The organism is Nitrospirillum amazonense, assembly GCF_029594735.1.
GTDB lineage: Bacteria > Pseudomonadota > Alphaproteobacteria > Azospirillales > Azospirillaceae > Nitrospirillum > Nitrospirillum amazonense.
Genome location: NZ_JARPAF010000002.1, coordinates 1276817 through 1300893, shown reverse-complemented (window position 1 = coordinate 1300893; position 24077 = coordinate 1276817). Strand labels below are relative to the sequence as shown.

Here is a 24077-nt window from a genome sequence, read left to right as displayed (position 1 = left end):
CATGCGCCGGCCGGGTCAGCGGCCGGCTCTGCTTCCCGTCAAGGAAGCAACCCTCGAAGGCACGTCGGCTCCAACGCGGTCCTAGTCGAATGTCCGCAGCAATTTGAGCCGCATCAGGCTTTCAGCACTGGCGACAATCGCTTCCTTCCCCGGCCGCGGCGACCAGCCGAGCCGTTGTCTCGCCTTGATACCACTGGAACGCCGACGGTTCGCGTTGGGAGAGGGAGGGGCGGCGCGCCTGGGGACCCGGGCGGCTGAGGCCCCAAAACATTCACGCAGGATGGTGGCAACCTCCAGCAGGGACAGGGGTTCGCCGCTTACCGCGATGAAGCGCTCACCAGCCGCGGCTGGCTGGATCATGGCCCGTAGGTGCAGGTCGGCAACGTCGCGCACGTCCACCACGCCGAACCACATATCCGGCAGTTCAGGCGGAAAGGCGCCATCCAGCAATCCCTTGATGATGTTCGTCGACGTGGAGAGCTGAGGCCCGAGCGCCGGCCCAAATATTCCGGTCGGGTTGACGACGCTCAGTTCCGGGGTCCCGACCTCCCCCACAAAGTCCCATGCCGCGCGCTCCGCGATGGTTTTGGACAGAATGTAAGGTTGGTTTGGTGCATCAACGGGGGTCCAATCCTCCTCCGTATAGACATGGCCTGGCAGTGCCGGGCCATATCCGACCGCGGCAAAAGAGGAGGTGAGGACAACACGCCTCACTCCGGCGCGGCTGGCCGCGCGCAGCACGCGCAAGGTTCCATCGCGTGCCGGTATGACCAGATCATTGGGGTCTTCCGGCTGAACGGGCGGAAAGGGCGACGCGGTGTGCAGGACATAGTCGCAGCCTGCGGCGGCGGCATCCCAACCGTCGTCATGGCCCAGATCGGCGGCATGAAACGTAAGCCCGTGATCGGGATCCGCACCTGCCGTCACCATCATGGCGCGGACCTGCGAAGCCTTGTCGAGATTGCGCAGCGTTGTGCGAACCTCGTGCCCCGCCGCCAGCGCCGCCGCTATGCAGTGGCCGGCGAGGAACCCCGAACCACCCGTGACAAGAATCTTGCTCATTTCGCCTTCTCCTTGCCCTCACATTCGGCCAGACAGATGAATTAGGACAAGTAGGATGGATTTTGAGAGGTAATATGGAAAAGCAGACTATCGAGCCGCGCGCGTACGGTGACGAATGCGACGGGTGCACGGGACCGGAGCGTATCGAGGTCATGCGCTTCCAGCGGGCGATCAGGGCCATTACCGGCAAATGGAAGATCGAGATTGTTTGCAGCCTGGTCGCCGGCCCGATGCGTTTCGGCGAACTGCGCCGCGCGCTGCCGGGCATCACACAGCATATGCTGACCGAGCAGCTTCGTGACTTGGCGCGCAACGGCATCGTCATTCGCACCGCCTACCCCGAAGTGCCTCCACGGGTGGAGTATGCGTTGTCACAAGCCGGCGTCGATCTCATGCCGACCTTCAGCGCGTTGCACGATTGGGCCTTGCGCTACCAGGACCGATTGGCGGACTAGACCGATGAGCGCCTGGGTTCCGGCCCGTCCCAAGATGGTCGCGTGTATCTACCCGCTCAGGCCACGACACAACCGGCCGCGGTTTTCACGCGCCATTGTTCCGCCTGTGAAACATTGGGTGCTAAATTACCCTACTATAGGTCACATCGTTCCATTGGTATCTATTACCGGCACCGACGCACGTTCGATACGAATGCGAAGGGTGTCCTGGCCGAGGTTCGGTCGCCCTCTCAAGGAAACATGTCATGATGCAATCCAATGAATCCGAGGAGCGCATCCGCGCGTTGCTTTATCGGAACCTCGAGGAGGTCTTCGGCGAAGGCGACGATGCGCGCCGCCGCGCGGCAATCGACGAGCTCTGGGCACAGGATGGGGTGCTTTACGTGCCACCCGGCGTGATCGTCGGGCGCGAGGCGATCAACAAATTCGCCGGTGATCTTCGGGCGACGCATCCGCACTATGTCTACACCCCGCAGGGCAAGGCGCAGGTGCTGCACGATGCCGGGCGGCTGGCCTGGGGCTCAGGGCCACGCGGTGAAACACCCGACTATACCGGCTGGGATGTCATCACGGTCCGCGATGGCCAAATCGCGGCGCTGTACGTCTTCCTCGACGAGACATCCGAAGAGTTTCAGCGATCCGCCGGCACACCCTAGATTTTAGCCTCCCGCAACAGGCGCACCGCGGCATCGCAGGCGCGGGCCGTCAGCGCCATATAGGTCAGCGACGGATTCTGACAGGCCGATGAGGCCATGGCGGCGCCATCGCTGACGAAGACGTTGGGCACGTCATGCAGCTGATTCCAGCGGTTGGTGACGGAGGCGCGCGGGTCGTCGCCCATCATGGCGCCGCCCATCTCATGAATGGCGCTGCCGCCCACACCGGGGCGGTCCAACGACAGGACGACCTTCCCGCCCGCTGCCGTCAGCATGGCGCTGGCCTCGCGGCCGGCGTCCGCCAGGGCCTTCCGCTCGTTCTCGCCATGGGTGAAGTCGATCTTCAGCAGCGGCGCGCCCACGGCGTCCGTCTTGACCGGATCCAGCGTCAGGCGGTTGGTCGGCCGCGGCAGGCTTTCCGCGAAGGAAACCAGCACCATGCGCCAGCCGCCGGGGCCGCGCATGGCGGCCTTGAAGTCCGTACCCACGCCCGCCTCGCGCTTGGCCCGCGTCCAGGTGCTGCGCAAGGCGCCGCCCTGGAAGCTGTAGCCCCGCAGGAAGTCACCCTCCTGCCGGTCCAGGTTCCGGAAGCGCGGAATGACGATGCCCGTGGGGCGGTTGCCATAGGTCGTGCGGTCCTGGAAGCGGTCGAACAGGGCGACGGCCCCCACCGTGGTCGCATGGTCCATGATGTGGGTGCCCAGCAGGCCACTGGAGTTGCCCAGCCCTGCGGGGAAAGCATCGGACCGTGAGCGCAACAGCAAGTGGTTGGTGTTGAAGGCACCGGCGTTGAGGAAGACGATGCGGGCGGTGTGCCGCCGCCGCTCCCCCGTCTTCACGTTCAGCACCGAGACGCCGGTCGCCCGCCGCGTCCGGGCGTCGTAATCCACCCGCTCCACCACCGTGTCGGTGATCAGGGTCAGGTTGCCGGTCTTCTGGGCCGCCGGCAGGGTGGAACTCTGGGTGCTGAAATAGGCGCCGTAGGAACAGCCGCGCGCGCAGATGGAGCGGTACTGGCAAGCGGACCGCCCCTCCTTCTCTTGCGTCAGGTTGGCGGTGCGCCCGATGGTCAGGCGGCGGTCGGGCCAGCGCTGCTCGATGATCCCCTTGGCGTAGCGTTCCAGCACGTTCAGGGCCATGGGCGGCTGGTAGACACCATCGGGCAAGGAGGCCACGCCCTCCGCCTGGCCGGACACGCCGATGAAGCGTTCCACATGGTCGTACCAGGGCGCCAGGTCGGCATAGCGGATGGGCCAGTCGCTGCCGTGGCCATCCTTCTTGTTGGCGCCGAAGTCATAATCGCTCATGCGGTAGGATTGCCGGCCCCAGGTCAGCGAACGCCCGCCCAGCTGGTAACCGCGCCACCAGTTGAACTCCGTGCCCTCCGCCACCGAATAGGGGTTGTCCCTGTCGTTCACGAAATGGTTCTGCGTGAACTCGGTGAAATGCCGGTTCTTGGACTGGACGGCGAAATCGCGGGCATAGAGCGCCGCGTCGCCCTCCCCCCGGAAAGGCATTTCCCAGGGCGCCAGGGTTTCGGTCACATAACCGCTGCCGTGCTCGATCATGCGGCCGCGTTCGACCATCAGGACCTTCAGGCCCTTCTCCGTCAGTTCCTTGGCGGCCCAGCCCCCGGTGATCCCGGAACCGACCACGATCGCGTCAAACTCAGTGCTCATCCGAAGTCCACCGCCGTCCAATCGTTAGACCAGGCCCGCGCATGGGGGCCCACCGGCACATCCGGGTCCCAGTGTCCCGGTACGAGGTCGTATTGCAGTTCCTGCGAGGCGCCCGCCTCGGAGGTGTAGTATCCCGTGACGATCAGCCCTTTCAGCAGGCGCCAGGGCGACGCGTCGCCACCGGGTGGGCCACCGGATGCATAGGCCGCGCTATCCAGGGCCGTCAGCGCCCGCATCTGGGCGGCGGGTGCCGCCGACAGAAAGGCGCCACCCGTCTTCAGGTCCAGCTCGAACGTCAGCCAGTCCAGCACGGTGGCGCCGTCCGGAGCCGCGCCGCCGGTGAAGCGGGCCGCGGGAACGGGCGCGCCGGCCCCCTCCAGGCCATGGGCCAGCGCCAGGGTGACGAAGGCCGGCACCCCCACCGCCAGCGCGCCGGGCGTGTCGCTGTCGGGTATCGTCAAATCGGCCACCCGGTCCAGCAGCGCCCGCTGAGAGGGCGCCAAGGCCTTGACGGCGGACGCGTCCGCGCCAGCCTTGACCTGGGCCCAAAGGGTGGTGGGCGTCAGCGCGGCGCCAGCGGCCGCCATGGTCATCAGGAACTGGCGCCGGCCGGTGCCCCGTGCATCCCGCTTACCTTGATCCATGGGCTATCCTCCAGAAGGGTTCGGCGGCGGCGGATGAGCCCCGTACCGCCGCGAGCCCGGGTTCAGAACTTGGCTTCCGCCTGTATTCCCACCACCCGGCGCGCGTTGGGGTCGATCACTTGCCACAGCCCACCCTTGGCGAACGCCGTCGTGGGGTAGAGCTGGGTCGGATAGACCTTGTCACCCAGATTGCGGCCAAACAGGCCCACCGACCAGTCGTCCTCTGACTTCAGGGTCAGCCGGGCGTTGAAGATGGTCTGGCCCGGAACGACGTAGGTCGGGTCCGCCGACAGATACATGGATTGTTTGGTCCGGATGGTGGCATCAGCCCCGAGGACCAGGCTGTAGGTGTCGGACAGGGTGAACTGCCGCTCGGCCGAGATGGTCATCTTGAACTTGGGCGCGTAGTTCAGCTGCTTGTTGGACATGTCCGACCCGTCGGCCCCGATGAAGCCCTGCGGGTATTCGGCGATGTTGACGATACCGGAAACGTTGACCGTCGTGTCCGCGAAGGGGTGGCCGAAAATTTCCCACTCGAAGCCCTTGGTGACGACGCTCGACACGTTGATGTTGGAGCAGTTCAGGCCGCTGATGCCCGAAACACACGACTGCGTCTGGAAGTCCTTCACATCGGTATAGAAGAGGTCGGCATCAACATAGAGCCGCCCATCGAACATGGTCTTCTTCACACCCACCTCGAACCCGATGGGCCGTTCCGCCTTGATGGGGTCCAGGGTATGGTCGGTTGTGGTCAGCTGGTCGTTGATCTGCGGCGCCTTGTAGCCCGTGGAGACCGTGGCGTAGGCCATCGTGTCCCGGTCGAAATCGTGCTGTACGCCCGCGCGCCAGGTGGCGGCGTTGGCGTAGCCGGTCGCGGCGAAGGTGTCCGGCACGCCGGCGTTGATGGGGTCCGCCTCCTCCTCATGAACGCGGGAATGCGTGAAGCGCAAGCCCCCGATCAGCCGGGTTCCCGGCTCGAGGTACCAAGTGGCGTTGCCGAAGGCGGCATAGTCCTCACTATCGGCGCGGATGGCCTGCGTGCCGCTGGCCGCCGTCAGGTCCATGCCCACGGCCGCCGGGTGGATGAGCAGCAGCCCCGGCTTGGAACCGGCGAGGGCGGTGCGCTGGTAATACAAGCCGCCAACCCATTCCAGGTCCCGGTTGTCCGAGGAGGTCAGGCGCAGTTCCTGCGAGAAGAGGGAACGATTGTTCACCTGCGGCGTGGTCGTAGTGCCGGCGTAGAGCGCCACCACCGGGAAACAGTCCGAGAAATTGCAGTTCTGCATGTATTGGCGCGCCACCGACGGCGTGATGCCGATGAGGTCGACGGCGGTGGTGTCGTGCAGGCGGCGCCCGGCGGTGATGGAGGTCAGCGTCATGCCGTCCAGGTCGAGATCGAACTGACCCGACACACCGCCGATCTGCGCCCGGTCATACAGCCCCTGCTGGTTGCATTGGCTGGTGTTGGAGGCGGAGGGCACGATGCCGCACGCGTCCAGGGCCTGGGCCAGCGGCGAGCCGGCGGTGGCCGCCCGATAGATCAGGCCGCCCGGATCCCTGTCGTCGGTCTTGTTGTAGTCCCCGATCAGGTTGAACGTCAGCTTGTCGGACAGCTGGGCCAGGTAACGCGCGCGGATGCCGTAGTTGCTCTGGTCCTCATCCTTGCCTGTGACCGTGTCGTTGGTCAGGCCGGAGTTGTCGTAGAAGTGCGCGGCCAGGCGCAACGCCGAATTGCTGGTCACCGGCACGTTCAGGGCGGCGCGCACGACGTCGCGGGAATATCCCGAGCCCAGGCCGGTGAGGCCGAATTCCGTGGTAACATAGCCCGACGTCTCACCCAGGACGGGCGCCTTGGTGGTGATGTTGACCAAGCCGGCCGACACCGAACTGCCGAACAGCGTGCCCTGCGGGCCCTTCAGCACCTCCACCCGCTCCGTATCGAAAATATCCGAAACCGGCACGTTGCCCAGCACCACGCCATCCAGCACGATGCTGACGGAGCTGGCGGCCGTGGCGTTGCCCACCTGGTTGGTACCGATGCCACGAACGAAGCCCCCGCCGCCAGGTGCGGCGGTGGGTGCCGTGAATTCCAACGAAGCGCTGGCCTGTGAAAGATCCTGCACCGACTGCACGCCCCGGCGAGCCAGCTGGTCGGCGCCGATGACCGTCACCGAGATCGGCACCTGCTGCACGCTTTCGCTACGCTTCTGGGCCGTGACCACGATTTCCATGAGGGAGGTGTCGGCGGCGTTGGCGCCGGTGGACGCCGGTGCGGTCTGCGCCATGGCGGCCCCGGTCGTCAGGAACAGCGCCGTCGAGGCGCGCAGCAGCAATTTGATCGATGGTTTCATGGACACCCTCCCCTGTGATGTCGGGAAGGTGTCCGACGGTTTACCGGCCCATCCATTCCTCCCCGCATTTGTTGGAGATAATTAGAACCTGGATTATGGTTCTTGTCCAGGGCCAATCCATCGCAATGGCCACACTTCGGATCGCAGGCCGGCGGGCACGGCGCGGCAGATGCCGGGGCACGGGATCACGCACCGTGGAAACGCAGAAAATAGCGCAATGTAATCAATTAACTGAACCAAATATCCGCCGATATTCCGCCACACGGCGCCACCACCCGTCGCGAGGGTAAAGGATATCCCCCACTCTCAAAAAACTTATGCTGCGTCGCACATATCAGAATCACCATTATATTCTTAGAGCCACGCACGGCGGGTTTGGCGGCGTCCGTCGCGATATCCAGGTGGCGATGGCCAACCGCGGTCAACCGCGGCCGGTTTGCCGCCACGCCATTTTTCGGGCATGGTTGAGCACAGGTCATTGCGGTTTCCGGCAGGCGGCCGAAAATGGTATCAGCGCTATGATTCCAAATCACCACGAGCCTTTTGGGGAAAGCGGAGCTTATGAGTGAACGGAAAGCGGTGAAGCCAGGCCCGCAGCGCGAGCCCGTGCAAAGTCGCAGCAAGGCCTCGTACGAACGGATGCTGGCGGCGGCGCAGGATCTGCTGAAGATCCATGGCAACGATGAATTCACCCTCACCGACGTCAGTCGTGTGGGGAAGGTGTCCGTCGGCTCGATCTACTGCCGTTTCGACAGCAAGGATGATTTGATCCGCGTGGTGCAGGAGCGTGTTCAAACGGACATCCAGCACGAACAGCGGCAACTGATCGCGCGGGTGGCCTTGGAGACGAGCAACCTGCACGACCTGGTCGCGGCGCTGACCGCGGGCATGGCGGAGCACCTGCGCCATCATGCGGACATTCTCAGGGCCATGATGTTGCGCGCCAACCATGACCCGGTGGTGGCCCGCTTGGGCAAGATGTCCCATCAGGCGGCCATCGCCGACATCAAGCTGGCGATTCTGAGATATCGCGATGATATCGCGCACCCCGACCCGGAACGCGCGGTGCAGGCGGGGTTCAACATCATGTATTCCGCCCTGGCCCGCGTGCTGGGACTGGGGTCGAACCGGGAACAGGGGGACGCGTGGGAATGGGAACAGCTGAAGCGCGATCTCACCCATTCCTTCGCGGCCTATCTCATGACCAAGCCCCGCACCACCACGGCAATCGCCCATGACGGCGGCCGGCCGGCTTCTTCGGTCGATCCCGACCCGCAGGCCGACATGAAACACGGACCCGACGGCGCAGCACCCGTTCCCCAGCGCAAGCCGCGCGGGCGGCCCAGCACTAAGGTCAAGGCGGGCTGAACGCCCATCCCGCGTGCCCCGCCGCCGCGCGTGCCGCCATCCGGCCTTTCAGGCGGCCGTCCGCTCGATGACCAGCCGCAGGGGCAGGTCCTGGCTGCTCCACCCCAGCGTCACGTCGTGCCGGCCCGGGGCCGTCCGCCAGCCGCCCGCCGAGGTGTCCCAGTGGGCGAAGGCGCGCGACGGCAGGGTGAGGTGAACCGGCACCTCCTCCCCCGCCGGAACGACGACGCTGGCGAAGCCGCGCAAGTGCCGGATACCGTCCGGCCCGGCGACATAGGCCTGGAGCACCGCCTTGCCCGCACGCGGGCCGACGTTGCGCACCCTCGCGGCCACCATGGCGCCGCCATCGGCGGTGGGGGTCAGCGAGGGCTCGGATACCGTGAACCGGGTATAACCGAAGCCGGCGCCGAAGGCGTACAGCGGCGCCGTGCCGGCGGCCTGCATGCCTTTGTAGCCGATGAGATGTCCCTCCCGGTAGGGCACGTCGCCCGACGCCTCCGGCTTCAGGCCGAAGGCAGGGTAATCGCCGTCCTGGCGGGCGATGCTCAGGGGCAGCCGGCCGCCAGGCTCCCGGTCGCCGGCCAGCACCTGGGCCAAGGCGGGCCCATACTGCTCACCGGGGTACCAGGTGATCATCAGGCCCCTCACCTTCTCCTCCCAGGACAGGTCGAAGGCGTGGGCCACGTTGCATATGGCCACGATATTGGGGTTGACCTCCCGCAGGCGATGCAGCAGCTCGATCTGCGCGGCCGGCAGGGACGTGCCGGGGCGGTCCTTGCTTTCCACGCCGGCGTCCGCCGTCTCACCCAGCATCAGCAACACGACGTCCGCCCGTGCCGCCGCGGCCAGGGCGCGCGCCAGCATCTCGGCCGGCAGGTCCGGGCCGGCCATGCCATACCACAGGCCCTGGGCCCGCGCCGGGGTGTAAGCCACCTCGAAGGACAGCAGCACGGGCGTGCCGGCGGCCAAGTCCAGCACCACCGACTGGCTGTCCCCGCCTTTGAGCATGCCCATGAGGTCGGACGGCGCCACCGGCCCGCCGCCGCTGAACACCTCGCGGCCGTCCACGGCCAGGCGCAGCCTGCCCGTGCCGCCAATGTGGATGCGATGCGCGCCGTCGCGTTCCGGCACGTACCAGCCGCTGGCCCGGATGCGGCCGGCCTGCTTCAGGTGATCCGTTCCCGGCAGCCCGACGAACCATGTCAGCGAGTTGGTGTCGCGGGTCTCCGCGAACACGGGTTCGCCGTCGCCATCGCCGACAAAGAACTCCACCGTCATGCCGCGCGACGCCCCATCGCCCAAGTCTCGGGCGGGGGTGACGCTCAGGGGCGGCAGGCGGTATTCCGGCGCCACGCCCTGCTCATAGACCACCTCGACGGCGTCACCGAAGCGTTCGCGGATGGCGCGCAGCGGCGTGACGAAGTCGGGACGCACCGCGATCTTGGCGAAGGTGCCGCCCTGCAGGCAGGGGCTGGTCGCGTTGGGGCCGATGATCGCCAGCCGCCGCACGGCGGTCGGCGCCAGCGGCAGCACGTCCCCCTCGTTCTTCAGCAGCACGAAGCCGGCTGCGGCGGCCTCGACCAGCACGCCGTCCGGGTCGGCAACGGCCTTGCCGCGCGGCAGCCCGTCGATGGCCCGCACTGCCCCGGCCACGCGGCCCGCCGCGTCGGCCAGGCGATCCGCCGGCACCGTGCCGGCCGCCACCGCGGCGGCGAACTTCGTCCCCAGCACCCGGTCGGGACCGGGCATGTCCAGATCCAGTCCCGCCAGGGCGGAACGCACAGTGTCGCGGCCCCCGAACCAGTCGGACACGATGAAGCCGGGATAGCGCCAGTCCCCCTTGACGATATCCCTCAGCAGCTGGCGATGTTCCACGCAATAATGGCCGTTGAGGCGGTTGTACGCCGCCAGGATGCCGACGCAGCCGGCCGTCGCCGCCATTTCGAACGGCAGCAGGTAAACCTCGCGCAGGGCGCGGTCGTCGACCACGGCGTTCATGCTGTCGCGATCGGTCTCGCTGTCGTTGCACACCAGGTGCTTGGCGACGGACCCCACCCCCCGGCTCTGCAGGCCGGCGATCCAGGCGGCGCCCAAGGCGCCGGCGAGATAGGGGTCCTCGCCGAACAGCTCGAACGCGCGGCCGCAGAGCGGGCTGCGCTGCAGGTTCAGGTTCGGCGCCAGCACGGCGTCCACGCCCAGGCGCCGCGCCTCATCGCCCACGATGGCGCCCACGCGGGCCACCAGGTCGGCGTCGAAGCTGGCCCCCAGGGCGGTGCCGCAGGGCGTCAAGGCCGCCACGTCCCGCTCATCGACCCGGCCCGAGGCGATGCCCATCGGGCCGTCCGCCATCTTGATGGAACGGATGCCGGGCAGTTCGGCCGTCGACCACATGTCACGGCCACTCGTCAGCGGGGCGATGGCGACGGGATCATCCGGCAAATCGACAGACATTTGAAAATTCCCCCAAGGCGCCGGCGATCAGAGGTCAGCCAGCAGCATGATTTGTTGGGCCTGGACCTGGACCTGCTCCAGGATGCCGGCGTCGACTAAATGCCCCTCGGCATCGAAGGGCTTCTGCGCCACCGTGTTCACGGCAATGCCCAGCGGGGTGGGCCACCCCCGCATCGCGTGAACGATCCCGCGCAACGCCGTCAGCGTCACGCCGCCCGCCTGCCAGCCGGCCGCCGTGACCGTCAATCCGACCGGCACCCCGTCAAAATAGGGGCGGTCGTCGTCACGCAAGTCCTCCAGCAGGTCGATGGCGTTCTTCACCAGGCCGGAGACGCCGCCGTGATAACCGGGGGACCCAATGACCAGGCCGTCCGCGGCGCGCACCGCGTCGACGAAATCGCGCTGCTCCGCCGTGCGCTGGCGATTCTCCGGCGCGAAGTGCGGAAGGGCCGCCAGGTCGGCGCCGCCGAAAAGCCGGGTTTCGGCCCCCAGGGCCGCGGCGGCCGACAACACGGCCGTCACCATGCGCTCGCCCGATGAGCCCGGGCGGGTGGTGCCGCCGAAGCCGACGATCAGCGGCCGGCTCATCGCCCGGCCCCCCTCAGGGCCGGAATGACCTTCCGGGCCATCAGGTCCAGCGTCTGGTTGGCGTAGGCCATGCGCCGTTCGGTCAGAGGGCCTGTCAGCATGCCGCACAGGATGTTGCCGATGCCCAGTTCCTGGTAGGGCCGCAGATGCTCGATCACCGTCTCGGGACTGCCGTAGAGGCACCAGGTGCCGATCCAGTCTTCCGTCAGGGCGTTAGGGGTCCGGTCCGTCTTCTTGTTGGCCTCCGTCGCCTCGGCCTTGGCGTTGAACGCCGCCTCGCGGTCAACGGCTTCCTGGTAGACGGTCAGGATGTCCTCCAGTTCGCGGCGGGCCTGCGCGTCGGTCTCCGCCACGTGCACGCACTGGTAGGTGTGCGTCGACCAGGACAGGGCATGGGCCACGACCTCGGGCGCGTGGCCGGCCGCCATCAGCATGTCGCGATAGGCGGTGAAGTATTTGCGCACATGGACCATGGGCTCCGTCCCGCCAATCCGGGGCGGGGTGAACGCCGGAATGAAGGCGGGCCAGCCGTGCTCCGCCGCGCGCCGGGCGCTGGTCTCCTTCATGGCCACCGGCATCAGCTTGGCATGGCCCGGGGTGTAGGCCACCGGCGCGATCCGCTGCACCACCTCGCCCTTGTAATGGCCGTTGTCGAAGACGACCGGCGCGTCATGCGCGGCCTTGGCCCATAGCGTTTCGGCGATGGCCAGGTTCTCCTCCGCCAGGCGGGAGGCGTCCTTGTAGTTCACGCCGAAGCCGATCATCTCCTCCGGCGTCGTACCGCTGCCCACGCCGACCAGAATCCGCCCCTCGGTCAGCTGGTCCAGGATGTTGATGCGTTCCACGAACCGCACGGGGTGATGCAGCGGCACGGTGGTGACGGAGAAGCCGAAATGCACACGCTTCAGACGCGCCGCAAGGTAGGCGGCGAACAGGAAGGGATCGGACGCCATGGGCATGTAGCCCGTGAAATGATGATCCGGCAGGAAGACGGCGTCGAAACCGGACGCCTCGGCCCGTTCGGCATGGTCGATCATGCCCAGCATCACGGTGCGGTCTTGCTCCGGCCCCATGGAGCGGGCGTTCAGAAAGGTCGAGAAGCGCACTGTTTCCTCCGTTAGGTCGCCCTGTTCCGGCGTGGGACCGTCCCGTCGCGGTCCGGCCGTCGGCCCTCAAGCCGAACTCGGCACATAAATTAGAATTGTTATTCTTAATCTGTAACCGACGAAATCGCTTGCCGTCAATCGAAACCGGCCGCCCGTTCGAAAAAATGGCTCCATGCGAGGAAAACAACCGTTTTGGTGCGCCGCGACCGACTCCCGCGTTGACAAAACAGTTCCCTCGTCCTCATTATTTTCAAAATAATAATTCTGTTATGGCGTGCGACGCCGCAGGGAGGAAATTCATGGTGGATCGGGCGATCATCGCGCCGACAGAGGGCGCCCAGCGCAAGGCCGGTCTGGGACAGGGCATCATCCTGGTGATCAGCGGGTTCCTGCCCATCCTGGCGATCATCTCGCTGGCCCCGGCCGTGCCGACCATCCTGGACCACTTCCATGATGTCGCGAACGCGTCGCTGCTGGTGCCGGTGCTGGTCTCCGCGCCGGGCTTGGCCATCGCCGTGCTGGCCCCCTTCGCCGGACTGGCGGTGGACCGTCTAGGCCGGCGGCCGCTGCTGGTCTGGTCGACGCTGCTGTACGGCATCGCGGGCGCCCTGCCCTATTTCCTGGACGGCCTTCATGCCGTCATCGCGTCCCGCCTGTTGCTGGGCGTGGCGGAGGCGGCGATCCTGACCATCGTCAACACGCTGATCGCCGACTATTACGACCCGGCGGGTCGGCGCAAATGGCTGGTCATCCAGGGGGTCACCGGCTCGGCCCTGGCGCCGGCCGTGATCGCGGCGTCCGGTGTGCTGACCGAACTGCGCTGGAACGGCGTCTTCCTCATCTACCTCATCGCCCTGCCCATCTTTCTGGGCATGTACGTCCTGATTTTCGAGCCGGAAAAGTCCACCACACCCCAGGCCCGGTCGGCGGAAGGTGACGGGCCCGTCCCCTCCTTCCCGATGCGTGCCGTGGCACTGTACGGCGCCGTCACCCTGCTGGCCTCCACGATCTATTACGTCTTCATCATCCAGGGCGGCCTGGTGTTCCGCGAGGTGGGCGTCGACAGCCCCAGCAGGGTGGGCACCTTGATCTCAGTGGCCAGCATCGGCGTCCCCATCGGCACGCTGCTGTTCGGCTACCTCGGCAAGCGCGCCACGGCGCTGCAGCTGGCGGGCTTCTTCGCCCTGCTGGGCGTGGGCCTGACCGGCGTCGGGCTGTCGGGCGACTACAGGATCATGCTGGCCCTGTTGCTGCTGCAGCAGATGGGAGCCGGCATGACCGTGCCGTCCCTCATCGCCTGGGCACAGGGCGTGCTGCCCTTCGCCCATCGCGGGCGCGGCATGGGCATCTGGGCCTCCTGCTTCTTCCTCGGCCAATTCACCAGCCCCTTCGTCGTCGCCGGCGCCAAGGCGCTGACGAACGGAACGGTACAGGCCGCTTTCGTCACCATGGGCCTCGTGGCCCTCGCCGCCGCCGGTGCCGCCCTGGCGGCCCTGTTGAGCGCCAAGCCATCCCCCCTGGACGCGGTGCCCTGACGCGCACCCCGCCGGACCAATTCGGCCATGAAGCCGCCCCATGACGGGGCGCGCGATGGCCCTTCCCAACCGAGGAGTTTCCCCATGTACCTGGCCGCCTGCATCGAGTGGCTGTTCGCCGCCGAGCACCCGTCCTTTCCCGACCGCATCCATGCCGCCAAGGCTGCGGGGCTGACGGCGGTGGAGTTCCACCTGTGGCGGGACAAACCCCTGGCGGCGGTGCGCCGCGCCCTGGACGAGACCGGGGTGCGGCTGGCCAGCATGGTCGTCGAACCGCGGCGCAGCCTGATCGACCCCGCCCAGCACGAGGAATTCCTGGCGGCGGTGCGTGACAGCCTGCGCGCCGCCAAGGAAGCGAGCGCGCCGGCCCTGGTGGTGGCGTCCGGCTTCACGAGGCCGGACGTGTCGCGCCAGGAACAGCATGACATCGCCGTCGGCATCCTGAAGCAGGCGGCCGCCCTGGCCGAACAGGCCGGCATCCTGCTGCTGCTGGAACCGCTCAACACCCGCGTCGAGCATCCGGGCATGTTCCTCGACAGCACGGCCGAAGGGCTGGACATGGTGGAGGAGGTCGGCAGCCCCAACCTGCGCCTGCTGTATGACATGTACCACTCCACCGTGATGGGGGAAGACCCGGCTCAGGTGCTGGCCGGCCGTTTCCACCTGGTGGGGCACATCCAGGTCGCCGACGTTCCCGGGCGCCATCAGCCGGGCAACGGCACGGTGGATTGGCCGCGCTATGTCGGCGTTCTGCGGGACCTGGGCTACGCCGGTGCCGTGGGCCTGGAATACAAGCCCGAGGGCCCGACCCTGGAGACCCTGGCGACGGCCCGCGCCGCGCTGGGCCTGTAACCTCACCTGGGGAGAGCAACGGCGATGTCCACGCACACCGGGGGCGGCATCGCCGCCCCGATCCCAGCCCATCCGGCCACCGGCGACGCCCCCATCCCGACCGCCACGGGCGACGCCCTGCCCTGGCGCGCCAAGATCAGCTACGGCGCCGGCGACTTCGCCTTCGGCCTGTGCTGGAACATGGTCGGGGCCTTCCTGCTCTATTTCTATACCGACGTGGCGCTGCTGCCGGTGGGCGTCGTCGGCACGCTGTTCCTGCTGTCACGGCTGCTGGACGCCGGGATCGACCCGGTGGTCGGCCTTCTGGTGGACAGGACACGCAGCCGGTGGGGCCGGACCCGGCCCTATTTCCTCTATGGCGCGGTGCCCTTCGGCCTATTCTCGGTGGCCGTCTTCTACGTTCCACCCCTGGGAGACACCGGCAAGCTGGTCTGGGCCGGCGCTACCTTCATCATCCTGGGCCTGCTGTTCTCCGTCGTGAACATTCCCTACAGCGCGCTGCTGCCCATGATGACGGCGCGCCAGCGGGAACGGGTGCAGGTCGGCAGCCTGCGCTCCGCCGGCACGGCCTTGTCGGTCATCTTCGCCACCGCCGGCACCATGCCCCTGGTGACGGCGCTGGGCGGCGGCGACAAGGCCCAGGGCTTCCTCTTGACCGCGCTGCTGGCGGCCGGCGTGTCGGTGGCGCTGATTCTGAACCTTTTCGCCAACTGCCGCGAAGTCATCCATGATGGGGGCGGCGAACCGCCCGCCACCCTGTCCGCCGTCGCGAACATGGTCCGCAACCGCGCCTGGCTGGTGGTGTTCCTGTTCACCATCCTGAACTTCATCCGCTTCGGTGCCGTGCTGGCGGTGACGGCGTATTTCGCCCTGAATGTCCTACACCAGCCGTGGATGATCTCCATCCTGCTGCCGGCCATTTCCGGCACCCTGCTGATCGGGTCGGCGATCGCACCGCCCTATCTGCGCCGCTTCGGCATGCGCCAGGGCAACCGCCTGGTGCTGATCGCGGCCACGGGGCTGTACCTGGTCCTGCCCCTGGCCGAAGGCCAGCCCTGGCTGTTCCTGGCGATCTACATTCTGGCCTCGGTCCTCATCAGCGTCACCATGACGGCGATCTTCGCCATGGCGGCTGAAACCGTGGACTATCACGAAGCCCATTTCGGCGTGCGGCATGAGGGCCTGCTGTCGGCCGGCATCAGCCTATCGACCAAGATCGGCATGGCCCTGGGCGGCGCCGTCATCGCCTATGGACTGGCGTGGGTCGACTACAATCCCGCCGCCGTCAGCGACGGGGCCGTACACATGGTGCACGCGCTGTATTATGTGCCGGCACTCCTGGTGCTGGTGCTGCAGATCATCTGCATCAGCTTCTATCCCGCCATACCCAAGCGCGCCCAGGCCTGAAACCGGCGCAAGAAAAGGGGCGCGACGGTCAAGCCGCCGCGCCCCAGTACCGGCATGGAATGGAAGGGCTATGCCGGGATCACCAGTTCCTTCGTGTCGCGCGTGGTCGGCACGAAGGGAAGATAGGAAACGCGGATACGCTCCGACAGCTGCAGGCGATGCCGGCCAGGCGCCAGGCCGTCGGGACGCAGCACCGTCACCGCTGCCTTCTCACCGAAGTTCCAGCGTTCCGTGTATTCCGTCTCCATCTCGTCCAGCGTCCAGGTGCGGCCGCGGACGGAGAAGCGGACATCCTGGCGGGAAACCGGTTCGCCATCGATGATGACCCCGATGTCCTCGACCATGGAAAGGCCGATGCCGCGGTAGTAGGGCAGCCGGGCCAGGAAGGTGAAGCCGACCACCTGGCCGTCCTCGACCACGTTGCCGAAACCGTCCTCGCAGATCATGTATTTGTCGAACATGGTGGCCCCTCCCCTCACGCGGCGCCGACGGCGGCCTGCGGCTCACCAATCAGCTTCTTGAACATTTCCTGCTGGCGGCGGACCTGCTCGATGGAGTCCACCGGGAAGGCGTCCTGGATCCAGCGGTTGCCTTCATATTCCGAACAGATGTAGCCCTTGTAGCCGCCCTGCTTCAGCACGCGGATGATCTCGTCATACGGGATCGACGGCTCCACCAGATCCTCCGTCATCTCATAGAACTTGGCGTGGATGTTCCAGATGCGGTCCATGTGGTCCAGCATGCGCTTGGGCTCGAACGCCGCGTTGTGGCGCAGGGTGGTGGCCATGCCGATGGCGGGGCCGACACCGCCCATCTTCTCCACCTCCAGGATCACGTACTCGCTCAGGACCCGGTCTTCGTAGGCCTTGCAGATGTAGTCGGCGATGTGCTGGGGCACGCCGTCGCGGATGAACTTCTCCTTCCACACCGGCGGGAAGGCGAACAGGAACATGCCCATGTCCGGCAGGAATCCCAGGTAGTCGGAGCCCGACTTCTCGAACGCCTCGGCATGGCGGATGATCCAGGGATGATCGAAGTGCAGCGGCGCATGCACCTCGATCAGGAGGCGCACGTTGCGGCTTTCCGCATAATCGGCGCACGCCACCAGCACCTTGGGATCGATGGACACCAGGGCGCGGGTGTAGGGACAGCCAAGGCGGGCCGCATGGTCGATGTCGACCTTGCAGGAGGCCACCTGCTCCTCGAACGGCATCGGCCGGTCCTTGTACTTCTTATAGTCCAGCATGAAGTCGTGGCAGACGGGCGTCGTGCCGTACTTGGCCATCAGCGCGTGCCAGTTGTCGTAGACGGACGGGTCCAGGGGGTTGGGATAATCAGGGAACGTCTGCTCGCTGATGAGCTCGATGCCGTTGGCGCCCATCTCGGCGGACACCTTGATCAGGTCTTCCAGCGACTTCTGCCGCAGGAAATATTCTTCCTGGTAACTGTAGAGGCTGACGCCCCGCTTGATGTCGTACGTCGACATGAAGGCTGTCCTTGTCAGATGCGGCCCCGCCGGGAGCCGGTTTGGACGGCGGTCTCAGGCCAGAGCCCGATCTCTTGGATTCCGGATGGCGAACCCGCGCCTCCCCGCGCGCGTCGCCCGGTCATGGCAGCCGCGTGCGCCGGAAAACCGGCAGGGACCGCCACAGAACGATATTGGTATCAATATTATTATTCTTATTCTGGAAAATCAATCATCCCGCAAATGATGCGCCCGGTCACAGCCCGAGCAGGCGGCGGTTCAGCGCCCTGTCGCCCCCGGCATCGGCGAAATCGTCGAACGCCCGCTCGGTCACGCGGATGATGTGGTCCTGGATGAAGCGCGCGCCTTCACGGGCACCGTCCTCGGGATGCTTCAGGGCGCATTCCCATTCCAGCACGGCCCAGTTGGGATAGTCGTAGGCTGCCATCTTGGAGAAGACAGCTTTGAAATCCACCTGGCCGTCGCCCAGCGACCGGAAGCGACCTGGCCGGTCGACCCAGCCTTGATAGCCGCCGTAGACGCCCGACCGCCCGTTGGGCCGGAACTCCGCATCCTTCACGTGGAAGGCGCGGATCCGCTCATGATAGAGGTCGATAAAGGCCAGATAGTCGAGCTGCTGCAGCACGAAATGGCTGGGATCGAACAGGATATTGGCACGGGGGTGCTGGCCAACGGCCTCCAGGAAGCGCTCGAAGGTGGCGCCGTCGTGCAGGTCCTCCCCCGGGTGCAGCTCGAAGCAGACGTCCACGCCGACGTCGTCGAACGCATCCAGGATGGGCCGCCAGCGCCGCGCCAGTTCGGCGAACGCTTCCTCCACCAGGCCCGCCGGCCGCTGCGGCCAGGGATAGAGGTAAGGCCAGGCCAGTGCGCCGGAAAAGCTGGCGTGCCCTGTGAGCCCCAGGTTGGCACTTGCCCGCGCGGCCATCCGCATCTGCTCCACCGCCCAGGCCTGCCGCGCCGCCGGATTGCCGCGCACCGACGGGTCGGCGAAGCCGTCGAACTGCGCGTCATAGGCGGGATGGACGGCGACCAGCTGCCCCTGCAGGTGTGTGGACAGTTCCGTCACGGCCAAGCCGTGGGCGGCAAGCGTGCCCGTGACTTCCTGCGCGTAGTCGCGGCTTTCCGCCGCCAGGCGCAAGTTGAAAAGGCGGGAATCCCAACTGGGGATCTGCACCCCCTTGAAGCCCAGGTCCGCGGCCCAGGCGGCAATGCCGGCCAGGCTGTTGAAGGGGGCGGCATCGCCGGCGAATTGCGCCAGGAAGATGCCCGGCCCTTTGATGGTTCGCATGGATTTTTCTTTCCCGTCAGATCAGGTCCCGTCAGATAGGCCCTCAGACGGCCAGCCGAACCCAGCCGCCGCCGGCGGCGCTGTTGGCCACGGCCGTTTCGATGAAGGCCATGCCGCGCAAGCCGGCGTCCACGCCGGGCAAGGTGCCGTCCGGGGGCAGGCGGCCGGCATGGATGGCGGCGGCGAAATCGCGGTACAGGTTGGCGAAGGCCTCGATGTAGCCCTCGGGATGCCCGATGGGCAGACGGGTGGCAGCTTGCGCCGCCGCGCCCACGGCCCCGCCGCCGGCGTGCAGCACCTCGGTCCGGCCGTCCAGGCCGTTGATGGTCAGGGTGTTCGGGGTTTCCTGCGACCAGTCGAGCCCGGCTTCGGTGCCGAAGACCCGCAGGCGCAAACCGTTCCGGTCGCCGGCAGCAATCTGGGAGGCCTGCAGCACCCCCGGCACGCCGGTGGGCGTGCCGTCATCGAACCGCAGCAGGATGTTGCAGTCGTCATCCAGGCGCCGGCCCGGCACCAGGATGGACAGGTCGGCGCACAGGCGGGTAACCAGCGCGCCGGTGACGAATTCCGCCAGGTTGAAGGCGTGGACACCAATGTCGCCGATACAGCCGCCGGCACCGGAGCGGCCGGGATCGGTCCGCCAATCGGCCTGCTTGAGGCCCGTGGTTTCCACCCGAGTGGACAGCCAGCCCTGGCTGTATTCCACCACCACCTTGCGCAGCCGGCCGATGCGGCCCGCCGCCACCAGCGCCCGGGCCTCGCGGACCAGGGGATAGCCGGTGTAGGTGTGGGTCAGGGCATAAAGGCCGCGCGCGCGGGCGGCGACCTCCGCCAGGTCGCGCATTTCCGCCAGGGTGAGGGCGGCGGGCTTGTCGCACATGACATGCAGGCCCGCGTGCAGGGCGTGGACGCTGGCCGGCACATGGAGATGATTGGGGGTAACAATGGCCACAACGTCGATGCCGTCGGCCCGCTCCCGCTCGGCGGCGATCATGGCCGCGTAGCTGGGATAGGCCCGCGCGGGATCGACGCTGTAGGCAGCACCCCCCTGGCGCGACCGGTCGGGGTCGCTGCTGAACGCACCGGCGACCAGGCGGAACCGGCCGTCCAGCTCCGCCGCCATGCGGTGAACGGGCCCGATGAAACTGCCCGGGCCGCCACCGATGAGGCCAAGGCGCAGAACGGCATTGGACATCCCTTCCTCCCTTCCGGTCATGTCTTGCTGAAAACCCGCAGATCCTTGGGCAGGCGCGTGACCATCCCGCCCACGACCAGCAACAGCCCCGCCACCAGGGGCAGGGTCGCCAGGAAGCTCCGGCGCGCGTGATCGGGATCGAGATCGCGGGCCAGGGCGAAATATAGGCTGCCGATCAACGCGGCACCGGACGCGGCACCCAACTGCTGGACCGCCTTCATGGTGCCGGACGCGGCACCGGCATGGGCCACATCGACATCCGACAAGGTCACAGGGCCCAGCGGACCGCCGGTCAAGCCCATGCCCGTTCCCGTCACCAGTAACGCGCCGCCAATCGCCACCAGAGGCGCCTGCGCCGAAATCAGCGCGAACAGCACCACCAGGCCGGCGAACATGATCACCACGCCGATGCCGATGAGACGCAGGCCGATGCGCGGCAGCACCCGCCGGGCGACAACGCCGATCGCCACCGAGGCGCCCACGGCGTAGGGCACATGCACCAAGGCCGTCTCCAGCGGCGAACAGCCCAGGCCGTATTGCAGCGTCAGGGTCAGGATGAACAGCAACCCCGCCGTCACCGCCTGGAAACAGAGGGAGATGCACACACCGACGGTGAAGCCCCGGTTGGCGAACAGGCCGGGGTCCACCAGGGCGGTTCCCGTCGTCGATCGCCGCCGGACATGCCGGACGAACAGCAAGCCCAGGAGGGGCGCCACGGCCAGCGACGCCAGGCACCACCAAGGCCAGCCGGCCTCCCGCCCCTGCATCAGCGGCAGGATGACGGCCAGCAAGGTCGCGGCGATCAGAAGCGTGCCCAGGACGTCCACGCCGCTGGCCCGCGATGACCGCCCGGGCGGCAGGACCCGCCAGGCGCCGATCAGGCCGGCCACACCCAAGGGGCCATTGATCAGGAAGATGGGCCGCCAGCCCAGCCCGAACAGGTCGGCCTCGATCAGGAGGCCGCCCAGGATGGGCCCGAGGACGGCCGCCAGCCCGCCCAGCACGCCGAAAATAGCCAGGGCGCCGATACGCTCCGCCGGCGGGTACATCACCTGGATCAGCGACATCACCTGGGGCAGCATCAAGGCGGCGGCGGCCCCCTGCGCGAGGCGCGCCAGCACCAGCAGGACCGGGCTGGCCGCCGCGCCGCACAGCAGCGATGTCACGGTGAAGCCGGCGACACCCACCATGAACAAACGGCGGTAGCCGTGTGTATCCCCCAGCCGGCCGCCCGTGATCAGCAACACGGCGAAGGCGACGGCATAGCCGGCCACCATCCATTGCATCGCCGCCGGCCCAGCCCCCAGGTCGCGCTGGATGGAGGGCAAGGCGACGTTGACGATGGTGAGGTCGATCAAGTCCATCATGAACGCGCCGGCGACGATGACCAGGGCCGATTTCCGGCGCCCTGGGGACATGGCGGCGGCCTGATCGATGGCGGACGCCGCGCTGGGCCGGGGGCCGGCCGAAGCCACGCCGGTCATTTGGCCCCCGCGCTGAACTCCGCCCATTCCTCGACGATCTTGCCGCAGCGCAGGCGGTCGTGCTGCGTGATGACGGCGCCCGCCTCCCCGGCCTTGAGCTGGCCACGGAAATGAATCACCCCGACGTCGCCGGCCACGGCCACCGTCTCGATGACGAAGCGCGAGTCCGGCAAGCCGGTCATCTTTTCCCACTGGGCGATGGTGCTGTCGCGGGTGGCGCCGAACGGCGGGTTGCGCTGGACCATATCGGCGGCGGCGAAGGTTTCATAAGCGCCGCGGGCGTCCTTACGCACCAGCAGCTGGGTCGCAAAGTCCTGGACCAGTCTCGCAGGATCATCCCGCTTCATGGCCTGGCCGGGGGGACAACCACCCCCGTCCGCCGCCTGCGCCGCCGCCGCCGCGACGCCCAAGATCCCCATCCCGCAGAACACGGCGGCCCGGTACCAACGCATGTCGCTCCTCCCCTTTATTGTCGTGGCGCCGCCCAGGGGCGCTTCACAAGCTATAACATGAATTCAGATTATAATTCTATATGACATGCGCTATCATGATCCGGCTGGCGACCTTCACTCCCATCCCAGCATTTCCCCCGCCGCCCCTCCCACAGTGGGAGGTGGCGGCTTTTTTTTCACCGCCCCCGCGCTTCCCAAGGGCCAAGTCCGCGCGGAGTTCACGCCTATCATAATAAGAATTTTCATTCTTATCGATTGTCGCGAAAGCCGCCTTGTTGTAAACCATCACCATTATAAAAATCGGGAGGCGCTACTCGTGAGGGCGTACAAGATGTTGGCGGGCGCGGCCGTCGCCCTGTTCCTGTTGCCGGCCGCCGCGTCGGCCCAGCCGACCATCCAGCTCAACTCCGGTGAAATCCGCGGTGCGGAAAAAGGCGTGGTCGACGAATTCCTGGGCATCCCCTACGCCCAGGCCCCGGTGGGCCCCCTGCGTTGGCATGATCCCTTGCCGGCCAAGGCATGGCAGGGGGTGCGCGACGCCACCCAGGCGTCGCCGGCCTGCTACCAGGGCCCGCCTGGCAAATTCGGCCCCTTCACGTCGGAGTTCCTGATCCAAGGCCCGGTGTCGGAGGACTGCCTTTACCTGAACGTCTGGAGGCCGCGCCCGGCCCACGGCAAGCTGCCGGTGTTGGTCTATATACACGGGGGCGGCTTCGGCAGCGGGTCCGGCACCGTCCCGGTTTACGAGGGCGGCGGCCTGGCATCCAACGGCGCGGTCGTCGTCACCATAAACTATCGGCTCGGCGTGTTCGGTTTCCTGGCCCACCCGGACCTCACCCGGGAATCGGCCCTGCACAGTTCAGGCAACTACAGCCTGCTCGACATGATCGAGGCGTTGAAATGGGTCCGCGCCAACATCGCCAAGTTCGGCGGCGATCCTGACAGCGTGACCATCGCCGGACAGTCCGCAGGCGCCGCCTCGGTCAATGACCTGATGATGTCACCGCTTGCCAAAGGCCTGTTCCAGCGCGCGATCGCGCAGAGCGGCTCGGCCATGGGCATCCACATGCCATCGCTGGCCGAGGCGGAGACGACAGGCGTCTCGTTCGCGGAGAAGATGGGCGCCCGGTCGCTGGCCGAGCTGCGCGCCCTGCCGGCCGATGCGGTGCAGCAGGCCGCCAACGTTCCGCCGCCCAAACCCGGCGCCAAACCGTCGATACCCGCCATCGTGTTCGCCCCCAACCTGGACACCATCGTCGTCGCCGGGGATCCGGAGAATCCGGCGGCTCCGGTGGCGAGCAAGGTGCCGGTCATGACCGGCTTCAACGCCGACGAGGGCACCCTGTTCGGCAACAGTCAGCTGACGGCCGCCGACCTCACCGCCCTGCTCCATGAGCGCTATGGCACGTCCGCCGAGCGCCTGCTGGCGCTTTACCCCCATGCCACCGATGGCGAGGCGCGCGCCTCATACAAACTGTTGGCGCAGGACCGTTACATGGCCGGCATGGTGTTGTGGGCCCAAGCGCGGGCGGCCGGCGGGCAGACGGTCTACGCCTACCTTTATGATCATCCCTACCCTGCCACCATCGACGGCCAAGACTTCGGCGCCTTCCACACCGCCGAGGTGCCCTATGTGATGGGCGCCCTGGACAAGGGCGGCCGCACCTTCACCGACCGGGATCGCGCCGTTTCACGGACGCTCCAGGCCCACTGGCTGGCTTTCATGAAGCAAGGCGACCCCACCCTTCCCGGTGCCCCGTGGCCCCGGGTGGCGCTCGGCGCGCCGACGGTGATGGGCCTGGGCGACACCACCGGCCCGCGCCTGGGCGTCTCCAGCGAGGCGCGCCTCGCGGCATTCAAGGACTACGTCGCCTCCGGCGGCCGGCTTTCGCTTTTTTAAGCAAGTCGAAGTCGGAAAACAGCGGGAGCCCTCAAATACGTTCCAGCTGTTCAAGCAGGCAAGCGCCTGATCTCAAGCCCGCCCTCAAGGAAGAGGGCTATAGAAGTTCAACCACCGG

20 protein-coding genes are annotated in these 24077 nt (G+C 67.0%); 7 read left to right on the top strand and 13 right to left on the bottom strand.

Annotation, left to right across the window (positions count from 1 at the left end):
- Positions 1 to 81: 81 nt before the first annotated feature.
- Positions 82 to 1062 carry an SDR family oxidoreductase gene (locus tag P5F91_RS12035; protein ID WP_277907269.1) on the bottom strand — a complete coding sequence of 327 codons (981 nt, stop codon included), beginning with the start codon at positions 1060 to 1062 and terminating at the stop codon, positions 82 to 84.
- Positions 1063 to 1136: 74 nt separating this feature from the next.
- Between P5F91_RS12035 and P5F91_RS12030 the strand changes: the two genes are divergently transcribed.
- Together P5F91_RS12030 and P5F91_RS12025 are read left to right on the top strand one after the other, a co-directional pair.
- A complete protein-coding gene (locus tag P5F91_RS12030) occupies positions 1137 to 1517 on the top strand; it encodes a winged helix-turn-helix transcriptional regulator (protein WP_145609691.1) in 381 nt (126 codons plus the stop codon).
- A gap of 245 nt (positions 1518 to 1762) precedes the next feature.
- Positions 1763 to 2173, top strand: coding sequence for a nuclear transport factor 2 family protein (locus P5F91_RS12025; protein WP_145609692.1), 411 nt, complete (start codon positions 1763 to 1765; stop codon positions 2171 to 2173).
- Here P5F91_RS12025 and P5F91_RS12020 read toward each other — a convergent pair.
- From P5F91_RS12020 to P5F91_RS12010, 3 genes are all read right to left on the bottom strand, one after another.
- The gene (locus P5F91_RS12020) at positions 2170 to 3852 is read right to left on the bottom strand and encodes an FAD-dependent oxidoreductase (RefSeq protein ID WP_277907268.1); all 1683 of its coding nucleotides are present in this window, start codon (positions 3850 to 3852) and stop codon (positions 2170 to 2172) included. The genes P5F91_RS12025 and P5F91_RS12020 overlap by 4 nt on opposite strands.
- Positions 3849 to 4496, bottom strand: coding sequence for a gluconate 2-dehydrogenase subunit 3 family protein (locus P5F91_RS12015; RefSeq protein ID WP_145609694.1), 648 nt, complete (start codon positions 4494 to 4496; stop codon positions 3849 to 3851). The genes P5F91_RS12020 and P5F91_RS12015 overlap by 4 nt, the downstream gene beginning before the upstream one ends.
- Before the next feature lie 62 nt (positions 4497 to 4558).
- A complete protein-coding gene (locus tag P5F91_RS12010) occupies positions 4559 to 6847 on the bottom strand; it encodes a TonB-dependent receptor (protein ID WP_145609695.1) in 2289 nt (762 codons plus the stop codon).
- Between the two features lie 639 nt (positions 6848 to 7486).
- Between P5F91_RS12010 and P5F91_RS12005 the strand changes: the two genes are divergently transcribed.
- Complete coding sequence (locus P5F91_RS12005; protein WP_277907267.1) at positions 7487 to 8215, top strand: TetR/AcrR family transcriptional regulator; 729 nt, start codon at positions 7487 to 7489, stop codon at positions 8213 to 8215.
- Positions 8216 to 8263: 48 nt separating this feature from the next.
- Here the strand turns inward: P5F91_RS12005 and P5F91_RS12000 are convergent, their stop codons facing one another.
- Genes P5F91_RS12000 through P5F91_RS11990 form a run of 3 tightly spaced genes read right to left on the bottom strand, consistent with a single transcriptional unit; the run spans position 8264 to position 12360 of the window.
- Positions 8264 to 10666 (bottom strand): beta-glucosidase family protein, encoded by a 2403-nt coding sequence (locus P5F91_RS12000; RefSeq protein ID WP_277907266.1) that lies wholly within the window; start codon positions 10664 to 10666, stop codon positions 8264 to 8266.
- Positions 10667 to 10693: 27 nt separating this feature from the next.
- Positions 10694 to 11254 carry an NADPH-dependent FMN reductase gene (locus P5F91_RS11995; protein ID WP_277907265.1) on the bottom strand — a complete coding sequence of 187 codons (561 nt, stop codon included), beginning with the start codon at positions 11252 to 11254 and terminating at the stop codon, positions 10694 to 10696.
- Positions 11251 to 12360, bottom strand: a complete 1110-nt coding sequence (locus P5F91_RS11990; protein WP_277907264.1) for an LLM class flavin-dependent oxidoreductase — start codon at positions 12358 to 12360, stop codon at positions 11251 to 11253. Before P5F91_RS11990 ends, P5F91_RS11995 begins: the two co-directional genes overlap by 4 nt.
- 299 nt (positions 12361 to 12659) lie before the next feature.
- Between P5F91_RS11990 and P5F91_RS11985 the strand changes: the two genes are divergently transcribed.
- The 3 genes from P5F91_RS11985 (at position 12660) to P5F91_RS11975 (ending at position 16154) form a co-directional block, all read left to right on the top strand.
- On the top strand, positions 12660 to 13895 hold the full coding sequence (locus P5F91_RS11985; protein ID WP_277907263.1) for an MFS transporter: 1236 nt from the start codon (positions 12660 to 12662) through the stop codon (positions 13893 to 13895).
- An 84-nt stretch (positions 13896 to 13979) separates the two neighbouring features.
- Complete coding sequence (locus P5F91_RS11980) at positions 13980 to 14747, top strand: hydroxypyruvate isomerase family protein (protein ID WP_145609700.1); 768 nt, start codon at positions 13980 to 13982, stop codon at positions 14745 to 14747.
- A 24-nt stretch (positions 14748 to 14771) separates the two neighbouring features.
- A complete protein-coding gene (locus P5F91_RS11975; RefSeq protein WP_277907262.1) occupies positions 14772 to 16154 on the top strand; it encodes an MFS transporter in 1383 nt (460 codons plus the stop codon).
- A gap of 68 nt (positions 16155 to 16222) precedes the next feature.
- Here P5F91_RS11975 and P5F91_RS11970 read toward each other — a convergent pair whose 3' ends face one another.
- The 6 genes from P5F91_RS11970 to P5F91_RS11945 all read right to left on the bottom strand — a co-directional run bounded on the left by P5F91_RS11970 (position 16223) and on the right by P5F91_RS11945 (position 22059).
- A complete protein-coding gene (locus tag P5F91_RS11970) occupies positions 16223 to 16615 on the bottom strand; it encodes a C-glycoside deglycosidase beta subunit domain-containing protein (RefSeq protein ID WP_277907261.1) in 393 nt (130 codons plus the stop codon).
- 14 nt (positions 16616 to 16629) lie between these two features.
- The gene (locus tag P5F91_RS11965; RefSeq protein WP_145609703.1) at positions 16630 to 17640 is read right to left on the bottom strand and encodes a sugar phosphate isomerase/epimerase family protein; all 1011 of its coding nucleotides are present in this window, start codon (positions 17638 to 17640) and stop codon (positions 16630 to 16632) included.
- A gap of 235 nt (positions 17641 to 17875) precedes the next feature.
- Positions 17876 to 18928, bottom strand: coding sequence for a sugar phosphate isomerase/epimerase family protein (locus P5F91_RS11960; RefSeq protein ID WP_145609704.1), 1053 nt, complete (start codon positions 18926 to 18928; stop codon positions 17876 to 17878).
- A 43-nt stretch (positions 18929 to 18971) separates the two neighbouring features.
- Positions 18972 to 20123 carry a Gfo/Idh/MocA family protein gene (locus P5F91_RS11955; protein ID WP_277907260.1) on the bottom strand — a complete coding sequence of 384 codons (1152 nt, stop codon included), beginning with the start codon at positions 20121 to 20123 and terminating at the stop codon, positions 18972 to 18974.
- A gap of 17 nt (positions 20124 to 20140) precedes the next feature.
- The gene (locus tag P5F91_RS11950) at positions 20141 to 21607 is read right to left on the bottom strand and encodes an MFS transporter (RefSeq protein WP_277907259.1); all 1467 of its coding nucleotides are present in this window, start codon (positions 21605 to 21607) and stop codon (positions 20141 to 20143) included.
- A complete protein-coding gene (locus P5F91_RS11945) occupies positions 21604 to 22059 on the bottom strand; it encodes a nuclear transport factor 2 family protein (protein ID WP_277907258.1) in 456 nt (151 codons plus the stop codon). Before P5F91_RS11945 ends, P5F91_RS11950 begins: the two co-directional genes overlap by 4 nt.
- Positions 22060 to 22375: 316 nt before the next feature.
- On the opposite strand from P5F91_RS11945, the gene P5F91_RS11940 reads away from it, so the two are divergent.
- On the top strand, positions 22376 to 23959 hold the full coding sequence (locus tag P5F91_RS11940) for a carboxylesterase/lipase family protein (RefSeq protein WP_277907257.1): 1584 nt from the start codon (positions 22376 to 22378) through the stop codon (positions 23957 to 23959).
- Positions 23960 to 24077: the final 118 nt, after the last annotated feature.